This window comes from Salipiger sp. ABF4_146 (assembly GCF_056161345.1).
In genome coordinates, this window is record NZ_JBSWYX010000001.1 from 559,834 (window position 1) to 570,182 (window position 10,349).

A 10,349-nucleotide genomic window follows, 5' to 3' on the forward strand; every position below is an offset into this window, starting at 1 on the left:
CGGCGCGCCCCTCCACGCTTAGCGATCGAAAAACTGCGGCAGCGCGGCGTCGGCCTCGGCGGCGTCAAGCTGGCCCTGCGCGTCGCGGCGGGCGCGGGCCGCCGCCACCAGCGCGCGAAAGAGGCGGCGGTGGGCGCGGCGGTAGACGAGGTATTCGGGGTGCCACTGCACCCCCAGCGCGAAGGGATCGCTGAGCCGTTCCACCGCCTGCACCATGCCGCCATCGTCGCGCCCTGCAACGCGCAGACCATCGCCCAGCTTGTCCACCGCCTGTGAATGCAGCGCGTTGACCCGCAGACAATCCGCGCGGGCGGTATGCGCCAGCAAAGTCTCGCTCAGCACATCCACCTTTTTGCGCGGCAGAACCGTGCGGTAGCGCCGCGAGGGATGCACGGCGTAGGCATCGGCGTGCAGCGTGCCGCCGAGGACCACATTGAGCATCTGCGCACCGCGGCAGATGCCGAGGATCGGCATATTGCGCTCGAACGCGCCGCGCAGCACCCCCTGCTCCAGCGCATCGCGCTCGGGGTCGAGGCGCACGTCGAGTTGCAACTCGCCGCCGTAAAGCGTCGGCTCGATGTCGTCGCCGCCGCCGATGACCACACCATGCACCGCATCGAGATTGACCTCGCGCTTTCCCGTCTGCCAGCGCAGCGCCCGGCCCCCGGCGAGCCAGACCGCCAAGGCCATGAACGGGAACACCCGCCAGCCAGACCGCCGCGAGACGGTGACCCCGATCAGCGGTCGCAAAGCCCCGCCCCTTGCAGCAGCCGCTCGACCCGGTAGGACCAGTCGAGCCGGATCGATGTCAGCGCGTTGCGGTGGTCACGCCACGCGGCGCACAGCCGGTCCAGCAGATCGGCATCGCCCGCCACAGTTTCCACCAGAACCCAGCGGTTCCATTCCTCGGCAAGCGTCCAGCCCTCTTCGTCGATACGGCAATCGGGCAGACGCCAGTGATAGGTCGGGCGCGGCGAGACCAGTTCCATGTCCACCGCCTTGGCCACCTTCTTTTTGTCGAGGTGAGCAAACAGGCACAGCATGTCGAGCGAATGGTTCCGTGAGGGTGCCAGTTCCAGATAACAGTCGATCAGCGCATCCATCGTCGCCGGAGGGTTTTCGGCGGCCAGCCGGTCGACCAGCGCGCGCGGATACGGCGCGACCCATGTCATCACGCGGCGCGAAAAATCGGTCCCGGCGACGCGTTTGATATAGTCTTCGAGCAGCGCGTGCGCTTTCAGCACCGGCATCACATCGGCGTAGTCGGTCGAGACGACCTCGGGATTGAAATGCACGCCAAAGGCCGAGAGCACGCCGACGCCGGTGCCTTCCGCCCCGGCCTCGCGCAGCGCCCGGATGGCGCGGTCGAACTCGGCGATCTGCGGCACTTCCAGCGGGTCCGAGACGATCTCTACCGGCACCACGGCGCGTGCCAGATCGCGGATCTGCCCGCCAACCCCGTCATGATCGAGCCGCTCCAGCGGTTGGCTGTCGAGATAAACCTCGAAGCCGCCCATGCCGCCGCCCTCGACAACCCAGTGGCCGCGGGTTTCTTCGCGCGCCCGGCCGCCGAGCTGTTTGACGAGAATGCGCGCCACCTGCGCTTCGGTGAGGCCGGAGAACTCGATCTCCACCCCGATGCGGCGCGGCTTGCCCTCGGCGGTATCGGGCCGCGGCAACGGCAACGGCTCGGTCAGATCAGTAGTCCGGGACATTGGGCATCCCCGTTGGCGTGGTCGGATCAGGGGTGAAATCCACCAGCGCGAAACCGATGTAGACCCGGTATTCGCCGGTGTCGGTGTGGCTTTGCTCCAGCGAGCCGCCCAGTTGCGTGGCGAAGGCCTGCATCAGCTTCGAGCCAAGGCCCGCCGGCTCGCCGCGCATGCTGCGGGGCACATTGTCTTCGGTGGCGGCGTCGTTGGCCTTGCTGTCTGAGTTGAGCACTTCAAGCTCGGCGCGCCCGGCGGCCAGCCGTGCAAGGCGGATCGATACGCGGGTGACGCCATCATCACCGGGCGTGGCGTATTTCATCGCGTTGGTCATCGCCTCGGCAGTGAGCAGCGACAGCGGCACCGCTTGATCCGGCACGGCCTCGATGTCGTCGGCAGAGACCGTGAGATTCACTCGCCGCCCGCTGACCTCGGACAACTGCTCCATCTGCTGCACCAGATCCTTGAGCAGCGCGCCAGCGTTCACGTGGCCAAGGTCTTCGGTCTGGTAGAGGTTGCGGTGAATGGTGGCGAGGCTGCGCACCCGGTCCTGCAGGCGATGCAGGATCGCGCGCGTCTCGTCGCTGCGGGATTGCCGGATCTGCATGTTCATGATCGAGGAAATGAGCTGCAGGTTGTTCTTCACCCGGTGGTGGACCTCCTTGAGCAGGATGGTCTTTTCGCGCAGGGCATTTTCCTGCTGCGCTTCGTCGCGCAGGATGGCGTCGGCCATGTCGAGGAAATCGTCTTCCATGTCGGCAAGCTCGGCGGGCATCGCCTCGTCGCGCAGCGCTGGCACGCGCCGCGACAGCGCGAAGGCGCGCATCCGGCGCGACAGGCGTTTGACATGACGGATCACCAGCCGGTTCACCGCGAGGAAGGCAACGATCACCGACGCCGCCCACATCAGGAACGGCAGCGCAGCAGCCATCACCGCCAGCCCATCGACGCTGATCGCCTGCGCTTCGGCGTTTTCACGGCTCCATATACCGATGGCGTGGATCATTCCCGGAACCAGCGGCGCTGCCGCATAGACACGGGTTTCCCCATCCGTGCTGCGGGCGGCAAAGCTCTGCGCTTTGGCGCCGATCAGGGTCTCCAGATCCAGATCCGCCGGGAGCAGATCCCTGACAGCGTCGACGTCATCGCGCGAGGTGAGGATCTCGCCGTGTTCGTTGATGGTGATGAGATCCTCGAAATCGTTCGGCCCCGGCCCGCCGTGGCCGCGCGGCAGCAACACCGAAGGCACCGACAGCAGCACATGCCCTGCCAGTTCACCGCCGACAAAATAGGGCTGCGCGACGACGATGACCGAGCGCTCAGAGATCGGGCCATATGTGTTCAGCCAAGCGATTGCGCCGGGCTGGTCGATGATGCGCTGCAGGCGGGGATAGTCGTCGGCACGCATGGGCACACCGCGCGAATTGCATGCCAGATCGCCGTCGAGCGTCATGATCCCGGCAAAGGAATAGCCCGGCGAGGCACCAAGATAGGCCGCCAGCCGGTCAGAACATTGCTCTGCGCTGTCCATCCGCTGGCCGAGCGTGGCCCCCAACGCCTGCGCCCCGCCCTGCGCGCGCAGGATGGTTTCGCGCTCGCCAAGCGCCGCAGCCTCGGTCAGTGCGACGAGGCTGAGCTGCGAGCGCAGTCGGGTCTCCTCGGCCAGTTTGCTGGTCTGGAAATAGGCAACAACCCCGATCGGAACGAGGGCCAGCGACAGGAATAGAATGATCCGAGCGGCAAGACCTGTCGGCCTGCGTCGCCACACGCCGCCTGCAAGTGATTTCATGAGACCCCTATCCGCTCTGCCCGCCTGCCGGCCCGACGCGATCCATGTCGCGCCGTATCCCGGGTTCTTACACCGGCGCCCGCCAACGGGCACCGGACCTTGACACATGAAGGCTGCTTAGCCCATCGCACCGCTGGGACGGGCGCCCGAGACCACGGCCATCGTGGCCTGATCGGTCAGCTCGAGCCGGTCGTGTTCGTCCAGTTCCAGCAGTTCCGCCAGCCGCGCCCGCGCGCGGTTCACCCGGCTTTTGATCGTGCCCACCGCAACGCCGCAGGTCTCTGCCGCCTCTTCGTAGGCAAAGCCCTGCGCGCCGACGAGGATCAGCGCCTCGCGCTGTTCGTCGGTCAGTTGGCCGAAGGCACGGCGGAAATCGGTCATCTGCAGGCGACCGTCATGCGCCGGCTTCTCCGACAGGCTTTCGGTGAAAACACCTTCCGCGTCCGAGACCTCGCGCCCGGCCTTGCGGCGGTTCGAGTAATAGGTGTTGCGCAGGATGGTGAAGAGCCAGGCGCGCATATTGGTGCCCTGCTCGAATGTGTTGATCTTGGTCCAGGCTTTGACCAGCGTGTCCTGCACCATGTCGTCGGCCAGCGCAGAGTTGCGGGTCAGCGAAAAAGCGAAGGCGCGCAGCGCCGGGAGGTGATCGACGATCTCGTCACGCGGATCGGAACTCATGCATTGTCCCCGCCTTGGGTGCCACCGTTGTCGTCCTGTTCGCGCAGTTGCGCGATCAGGTCGAGGAACCGGTCAGGGACTTTTTCTTCGAGCATGTCCTGATAGACCCGCCGAAGATTTTCGTCGATGACTTCTGCCTCTTTGTCTTTGTGCCGCGTTTGTGCCATTGCCGCCGTTCGATCCTTGCCTTTGCAGAGGGGTATTTTCTGCATCTATCTTTGCCGTATCAGGGAACCAATGCCGAGGTCTGGCGTTTGGTTCCCGAGAAAAGCGAAAAAAGGACGTATTCATGACACAGGGCGATTTGGGCCAGACTATCGGAGCGGTCCTTCCCTACCTTCGTCGCTACGCGCGCGCGCTGACGGGCAGTCAGACCACCGGCGACAATTATGCAGCGGCGACCCTGGAAGCGATCCTTGCGGATCGTGAAGGCATTTCATCGGCCTCCTCGCCCAAGGTCGGCCTGTTCCACGTGTTCCACGGCATCTGGGCGAGCACCGGCGCGCCGGTCACCGACGAGAACGAAGGGCCGCTGGCCAAAGCGCAGTCCCGCCTGTCGAAACTGACGGCGAACAGCCGCGAGGCACTGCTGCTGCACACCATCGAAGAGTTCGATCTGGCCGAGGTCGGAGAGATCATGCAGATCTCTGAATCCGAAGTGGCCGAGCTTGTGAACCTTGCGCGTCAGGAAATGGCGGACGCGGTCACTGGCCGTGTGCTGATCATCGAGGACGAGGCGATCATCGCCATGGACCTTGAAAGCATCGTTGCCGATCTGGGCCACCGGGTCACCGGCGTTGCCCGCACCCGCAGCGCGGCGATCGAACTGGCACAGAAAGAAACGCCGGACCTCGTGCTGGCCGACATTCAGCTTGCCGACAACTCCTCGGGCATCGACGCGGTGAACGACATTCTCGGCGCGCTCGGCGATCGTCCGGTGATCTTCATCACCGCCTTCCCCGAACGTCTGCTGACCGGCGAGCGCCCGGAACCGGCGTTCCTGATCTCCAAGCCCTACTCGGAAGAGCAGGTCCGCTCGGCTGTCAGCCAGGCGATGTTCTTTTCGTCGACGGAAACGCTCAAGGCCTGAACGCAGATTGGGTCTTGGTGCCGCCCACCGGCCAGAGACCCGCCCTGCGGTCATTGAAAACCCCGCCATTTGGCGGGGTTTTCTTATTTCGCAATGACTTGCCAGAGAAACCTGATGTGGTGAGAGAAAAGCGTGGGCGGCGACGTGCACCGCCCATCGGCATCAGGTTTTGCGCACGAAGCGCATGATCAAGGTCACCACGAAAAGCACCAGGAAGATGAAGAACAACACCTGTGCGATGCCTGCCGAGGCCGAGGCGATGCCGCCAAAGCCGAAAATTGCGGCCACGATGGCCACGACGAAAAAGAGAAGCGCCCAGTAAAGCATTGATTTTTCCTCCGTATATTCAGTCGTAGATCAGACAGTGGCGCGGCTCGACTTGGGGCCGGCGATCAGCCAGATGATGAAGCCCAGCAGCGGCAGGATGAGGATGAGCAGCGTCCAAAGCACCTTGGAGCCGGTGCTTGCGCGCGATCCGAGCACCGAGACGATCGCCCAGATGTCCAGAACCAAAACGATGAAGCCGCCGATACCTGCGAATTCCATGACGAGATCTCCCTTGATCATGACGGCAGGCGCATTCTGCCAGCCCGGCGCCCAAGGGCCCCGGCCCCGCGAACCGGGGTCCGCGTGCTCCGTCTTGCTACATGACTGTCCGGTCCGGTCCCGCGCGCTGCGCCTTGCCGTTCCGTCTCATATCAAGAACCCGCAATAGGGAAAAAGGTTCCGCGTGGCCTCACGGTTGCGCGAGAGCCGCCCGGCGCAATCGCCGGGCGGCGGGCTGATCAGGCAAAGCTGGGCAGCCAGAGCACGATGGCCGGGAAAGCCACCAGCAGCGCGATGGTCACCGCGTCGGCGATGAAGAACGGCGTCACGCCGCGGAACACGTCCTGCACCGACAATTCGGGCCGCACGCCCGCGACGACAAAACAGTTTAGACCAATCGGCGGGGTGATCAGGCAGAACTCGGCCATCTTCACCACGAGGATGCCGAACCAGATCGCGCACATCTCTGACGACATGCCAAAGGCGCTCTCGGCTGCCGAGACCCCCTCGCCCCCGTTCAGCGCCATCACCGCCGGGTAGACCACCGGCAAGGTCAGCAGCAGCATGCCAATGGCGTCCATGAACATGCCCAGCACCGCGTAGGCCAGCAGGATGCACACGAGGATCATCAGCGGCGGGTATTGCAGCGAGGTGATCCAGTCGGCAAACGCGCCCGGCAGATCGGCAAAGCCAAGGAAGCGCACGTAGATCAGCACGCCCCAGATGATGGTGAAGATCATGATCGCCAGCTTGGCGGTCTCGATCAGCGCGTCCTTCAACTCGCGCCAGCGCATGCCGCGCAAGAGCGCCATCAGGAAGACGATGAAGGCGCCCACCGCGCCGCCTTCGGTCGGCGTGCCCCAAGCGTCGCCGAAAGGGTTGTAGACAAAGAAGATGATGATCACGACCACCGCCACGATCGGCAGCGCCGGCGGCAACGCGGCAAAGCGCTGGCGCCATGTGAAGCCGCGCACCGGCGGGCCGAACTTCGGCAGCGCCAGCGCCAGCCCGATGATCAGCAGCGCATAGACCACCGCCGAAAACACCCCGGGCACAAAGCCCGCCAGCAGCAGCTTGCCCACATCCTGCTCGACGATGATGGCGTAGATCACAAGGATCGCCGAGGGCGGAATGAGGCTGGCCAGCGTGCCACCTGCCGCCACGACCCCTGCGGCGAAGCGCTTGTCGTAGCCTATCTTCAGCATCTCGGGGATGGCGATACGGGCAAAGACCGCTGCCGTCGCCACACTCGCGCCCGACACGGCGGCAAAGCCCGCGGTGGCGAAGACGGTGGAGACAGCCAGTCCTCCGGGCACCCACGCCAGCCAGCGTTTCGCCGCCTCGAAGAGCGCCTTGGTCAGCCCGGCGTAATAGGCAAGATAGCCGATGAGGATGAAGGTGGGGATGAGGCTGAGCGCCTGGCTCGCGACCTTGCCATGCGGCACCTGTCCGGCGGTCTTTACCGCCACGGTCAGCGCCCAGCCCAGTTCTTCGGGGTCATAGCCCTTCTTTGACCAGAACACCCACAGCAGGCCCACCAGCCCGGCCAGTCCCGCGGCGAAGGCCACGCGCATGCCCAGCACCACCAGCACGAAAAGGCCACCGGTGACCCAAAGTCCGATCTCGATGGAGCTCATGCGTCATGCCCTTGAATATGTTCCGCCTCGGCCGCGGCCTGTTCGGCAACGCTCTGCACCAGAGGCACCGCCACCGGGCTGTCGAGCCCAAGCACCAGCGCGCGCAGATAGCCCCAGAGTTGCAGCACAAGCCGCAGGCACATCACCGAAAAGGCCACCGGCACGATCAGCTTGGCCGGCCAGAGCGGCAGGCCAAGATCGATCGTGCTGTCGCGCGACCACATCGGTTTGGTCAGATCGAAGCTGCGGTCGAAATGCGCCCAAGTGCCCCAGACCAGCGCCAGCATCAGCAGCAGGATCGCCAGCGTGGTGATGGTTTCGGCCAGCCACAGCGGCCGCCCCTTGAGTTGCCCCACGAGGATGTCCATCCGTATGTGCCCGCCCTGCCGCTGCACAAAGGAAATGCCAAGGATGGCGATCAGCGGCATCGCCATCTCGATCCAGTCGACATAGCCGCGCAGCGGCATGTTGAAGAAATTGCGCCCCACCACCGAGACCACCGCCAGCACCATCAGAGCGAAGGCGCCGAGGCCGGAGAGAAAGGCAAAGCCCCGCTCCAGACGCTCGAGCCCCCGGTCGAGGCGCGACAGCAGCGAGTCGTCGGCAAGCACCGCGGATGCTCCGGCCATCTGTCCCCCTGTCCCTTTCCTGGTCCCTGCGGACCCGTCCGATCAACAAGGCCGCCCCGTCATGCGGGGCGGCCAAACGCGTGCTACGCGGCGATCAGTTTCCGGCCTTGGCCTCGGCCAGCGTGCCGGTCACCAGATCGTAAAGCTCCTGCGCCGGCAGGCCCTGCGCGCTCATGTCTTCGATCCATGCATCGTGGATGGGCTGGGCCACCTCGGCGAATTTGGCCAGTTCTTCGTCGGAATAGACCACCTTCTCGACACCCTTTTCGTCGAGCACGCCATCCCATTTCGCCAGCAGCTTGCCGTAGGTCTCGATATAATAGTCGAGCGCCTCTTCGACCGAGCTGTCGAGCGCCGCGCGCTCTTCGTCCGACAGCGACTCGTAGGCATCGATATTGGCCACCACCGGGCAGTTCACCGTGCCGGGGTTGAGGTTGGCGGTCCACCAGTCGGCCTCGTTGATCGTGCCAAAGCTAAGGTGCGCGTGCTGGGCAAAGCTGACGGTGTCGACGACGCCGGCCTCCATCGCCTGATAAGCCTCGGTCGCGGTGACCGAGGTGGGCACCGCGCCCACCGCTTCGAAGGCGCGGCCGATGCCGCCGGTGGCGCGCACGCGCATGCCGTCGAAGCTTTCCAGCGTGTCGCGGGCATCGCCGGTGCCGACGATATTGTACTGCGGCATCGGCGTGGTCATCAGCAGCTTGGCGTTCCACTGCTCCATTTCCTCGGCCACTGCCGGATGGCCATAGACCGCGCGGCTGACCGCCCGCTCCTGCTCCAGCGTCTCAACCCCGAGGAACGGCAGTTCCAGCACTGTGATCGCGCGGTTCTTGTCGGGGTGGTAGCCAGCGCAGAACTGCGCCATCTCGAAGGCGCCGATGGAAATGCCGTCGAGGTTTTCGGTGTTCTTGCTGAGACCGCCATAGGAGATGTTCATGGTGAACTCGCCGCCGGTTTTCTCTTCGACCAGTTCTGCGATCTTGTGCACATGCTCGGTGAACTCGCGGCGTTTGCCCCAGAGCGAGACGTTCCATTCCGTCGCCATGGCTTCGGTGGCAAATGCCGCGGTGAGTGCGGCCACGCTGAGCGTGGTCGTAAGATTTTTCATGATTTCCTCCCGTTGTGGCGGAACTCTGGACCGCCTTGGCGCTTATGCTTAGCCAAAGCAGATCATCGCGCAACCCTCCATGCCCCTACGTCACGCAACAGGCGAGTCGCGCTAGCCCCGCTGCCCGCCCCACGGGTCCGCGCAGGTTGGGCGCAAACATGGTATACCGTGGCACACTGCATCAAACTGTCACACCCGTCGCCAGCGCCGGCACGCGCGGCACATGCCTGCCATCGCGGCTTGCGACGTTGCGTCACCTTATTGGAATGCAATGTGTTTCCGCCGTAAAAGCAAACATTTTTACAAAATGCTGCAGCGCAGGGCAAATGATTTACAAAAAAAATCTTAGTTTACCGCGCCTTATTCAAATATTTTCGAACTGAGGTATGATCATTGCCAGGGATGGACAGTGTCGCACGGCGACATCGAAGAGAATGGACCTAGGGAGGACCTCATGAAAGACGACGCCCAGACTGCGCCCGCCGGGACCTATGCCCCGTCCGAGGAGTTCGCCAAGAGCGCCCATGTGAACGCGGCCCAATATGAAGAGATGTACGCGCACTCGATTACCGATCCCGATGGGTTCTGGGCAGATCAGGCGCAGCGTCTGGACTGGATGGCGCGGCCGACGAAGATCAAGAACACCTGCTTTGAGTTCGGCAAGGTCGACATCAAGTGGTTCGAGGACGGCGTGTTGAACGTCGCGCACAACTGCATCGACCGCCACCTGCCCGAACGCGCCAACCAGACCGCGATCATCTTCGAGCCCGACGAGCCCGCCGACCCGGCGCAGCACATCACCTATGCCGAGCTTTACGACAAGGTGAACCGCATGGCCAACGTCCTGCTGAGCCAGGGCGTCATGCGCGGCGACCGCGTGGTGATCTACCTGCCGATGATCCCCGAGGCGGCCTATGCCATGCTCGCCTGCGCCCGCATCGGCGCCATCCATTCCATCGTCTTCGCCGGCTTCTCGCCCGACGCGCTGGCCAACCGGATCAACGACTGCGGCGCCAAGATCGTCATCACCGCCGACACCGCCCCGCGCGGTGGCCGCCGCACCGCGCTGAAGTCCAATACCGACGCCGCGTTGCTGCACTGCTCGGACAAGGTGCGCTGCCTTGTCGTCAAGCACACCGGCGACCAGACCAGCTGGATCGATG

The 10,349-nt window shown here is 64.4% G+C and carries 12 protein-coding genes; 2 read left to right on the forward strand and 10 right to left on the reverse strand.

Annotation, left to right across the window (positions count from 1 at the left end; all coding sequences use genetic code 11):
• Window positions 1-18 precede the first annotated feature (18 nt).
• The 5 genes from ACXAJT_RS02720 to ACXAJT_RS02740 form a co-directional block, all read right to left on the reverse strand.
• Entirely contained in the window at window positions 19-750 is a 732-nt protein-coding gene (locus ACXAJT_RS02720; RefSeq protein WP_475232710.1) for a gamma-glutamyl-gamma-aminobutyrate hydrolase family protein, read from the reverse strand.
• Window positions 738-1,715 carry an amidoligase family protein gene (locus ACXAJT_RS02725; protein WP_475232712.1) on the reverse strand — a complete coding sequence of 326 codons (978 nt, stop codon included), beginning with the start codon at window positions 1,713-1,715 and terminating at the stop codon, window positions 738-740. The genes ACXAJT_RS02720 and ACXAJT_RS02725 overlap by 13 nt, the downstream gene beginning before the upstream one ends.
• Window positions 1,699-3,498 carry a sensor histidine kinase gene (locus ACXAJT_RS02730; protein WP_475232715.1) on the reverse strand — a complete coding sequence of 600 codons (1,800 nt, stop codon included), beginning with the start codon at window positions 3,496-3,498 and terminating at the stop codon, window positions 1,699-1,701. The genes ACXAJT_RS02725 and ACXAJT_RS02730 overlap by 17 nt, the downstream gene beginning before the upstream one ends.
• A gap of 117 nt (window positions 3,499-3,615) precedes the next feature.
• The gene (locus tag ACXAJT_RS02735; protein WP_475232717.1) at window positions 3,616-4,176 is read right to left on the reverse strand and encodes an RNA polymerase sigma factor; all 561 of its coding nucleotides are present in this window, start codon (window positions 4,174-4,176) and stop codon (window positions 3,616-3,618) included.
• Window positions 4,173-4,388 carry a NepR family anti-sigma factor gene (locus ACXAJT_RS02740; protein ID WP_475232719.1) on the reverse strand — a complete coding sequence of 72 codons (216 nt, stop codon included), beginning with the start codon at window positions 4,386-4,388 and terminating at the stop codon, window positions 4,173-4,175. The genes ACXAJT_RS02735 and ACXAJT_RS02740 overlap by 4 nt, the downstream gene beginning before the upstream one ends.
• Before the next feature lie 77 nt (window positions 4,389-4,465).
• On the opposite strand from ACXAJT_RS02740, the gene ACXAJT_RS02745 reads away from it, so the two are divergent.
• Window positions 4,466-5,266 carry a response regulator gene (locus tag ACXAJT_RS02745; protein ID WP_475232721.1) on the forward strand — a complete coding sequence of 267 codons (801 nt, stop codon included), beginning with the start codon at window positions 4,466-4,468 and terminating at the stop codon, window positions 5,264-5,266.
• 162 nt (window positions 5,267-5,428) lie between these two features.
• Here ACXAJT_RS02745 and ACXAJT_RS02750 read toward each other — a convergent pair whose 3' ends face one another.
• The 5 genes from ACXAJT_RS02750 to ACXAJT_RS02770 all read right to left on the reverse strand — a co-directional run bounded on the left by ACXAJT_RS02750 (window position 5,429) and on the right by ACXAJT_RS02770 (window position 9,186).
• On the reverse strand, window positions 5,429-5,593 hold the full coding sequence (locus tag ACXAJT_RS02750) for a DUF1328 domain-containing protein (RefSeq protein WP_475232724.1): 165 nt from the start codon (window positions 5,591-5,593) through the stop codon (window positions 5,429-5,431).
• Between the two features lie 30 nt (window positions 5,594-5,623).
• Window positions 5,624-5,812, reverse strand: a complete 189-nt coding sequence (locus tag ACXAJT_RS02755; protein WP_475232726.1) for a PLDc N-terminal domain-containing protein — start codon at window positions 5,810-5,812, stop codon at window positions 5,624-5,626.
• Between the two features lie 239 nt (window positions 5,813-6,051).
• Window positions 6,052-7,449 (reverse strand): TRAP transporter large permease, encoded by a 1,398-nt coding sequence (locus ACXAJT_RS02760; protein WP_475232728.1) that lies wholly within the window; start codon window positions 7,447-7,449, stop codon window positions 6,052-6,054.
• The gene (locus tag ACXAJT_RS02765; RefSeq protein ID WP_475232730.1) at window positions 7,446-8,078 is read right to left on the reverse strand and encodes a TRAP transporter small permease subunit; all 633 of its coding nucleotides are present in this window, start codon (window positions 8,076-8,078) and stop codon (window positions 7,446-7,448) included. Before ACXAJT_RS02765 ends, ACXAJT_RS02760 begins: the two co-directional genes overlap by 4 nt.
• A 94-nt stretch (window positions 8,079-8,172) precedes the next feature.
• Entirely contained in the window at window positions 8,173-9,186 is a 1,014-nt protein-coding gene (locus tag ACXAJT_RS02770) for a C4-dicarboxylate TRAP transporter substrate-binding protein (RefSeq protein WP_475232731.1), read from the reverse strand.
• 454 nt (window positions 9,187-9,640) lie between these two features.
• Between ACXAJT_RS02770 and ACXAJT_RS02775 the strand changes: the two genes are divergently transcribed.
• Window positions 9,641-10,349: AMP-binding protein (locus tag ACXAJT_RS02775; RefSeq protein ID WP_475232733.1), on the forward strand; the 709-nt coding region annotated here is incomplete at its 3' end.

Bases quoted from the DNA above. Each gene is read 5' to 3' on its own strand.
- ACXAJT_RS02725 (WP_475232712.1), bottom strand. From the start codon at position 1,715: ATGTCCCGGACTACTGATCTGACCGAGCCGTTGCCGTTGCCGCGGCCC.
- ACXAJT_RS02730 (WP_475232715.1), bottom strand. From the start codon at position 3,498: ATGAAATCACTTGCAGGCGGCGTGTGGCGACGCAGGCCGACAGGTCTT.
- ACXAJT_RS02735 (WP_475232717.1), bottom strand. From the start codon at position 4,176: ATGAGTTCCGATCCGCGTGACGAGATCGTCGATCACCTCCCGGCGCTG.
- ACXAJT_RS02740 (WP_475232719.1), bottom strand. From the start codon at position 4,388: ATGCAGAAAATACCCCTCTGCAAAGGCAAGGATCGAACGGCGGCAATG.
- ACXAJT_RS02745 (WP_475232721.1), top strand. From the start codon at position 4,466: ATGACACAGGGCGATTTGGGCCAGACTATCGGAGCGGTCCTTCCCTAC.
- ACXAJT_RS02750 (WP_475232724.1), bottom strand. From the start codon at position 5,593: ATGCTTTACTGGGCGCTTCTCTTTTTCGTCGTGGCCATCGTGGCCGCA.
- ACXAJT_RS02755 (WP_475232726.1), bottom strand. From the start codon at position 5,812: ATGGAATTCGCAGGTATCGGCGGCTTCATCGTTTTGGTTCTGGACATC.
- ACXAJT_RS02760 (WP_475232728.1), bottom strand. From the start codon at position 7,449: ATGAGCTCCATCGAGATCGGACTTTGGGTCACCGGTGGCCTTTTCGTG.
- ACXAJT_RS02765 (WP_475232730.1), bottom strand. From the start codon at position 8,078: ATGGCCGGAGCATCCGCGGTGCTTGCCGACGACTCGCTGCTGTCGCGC.
- ACXAJT_RS02770 (WP_475232731.1), bottom strand. From the start codon at position 9,186: ATGAAAAATCTTACGACCACGCTCAGCGTGGCCGCACTCACCGCGGCA.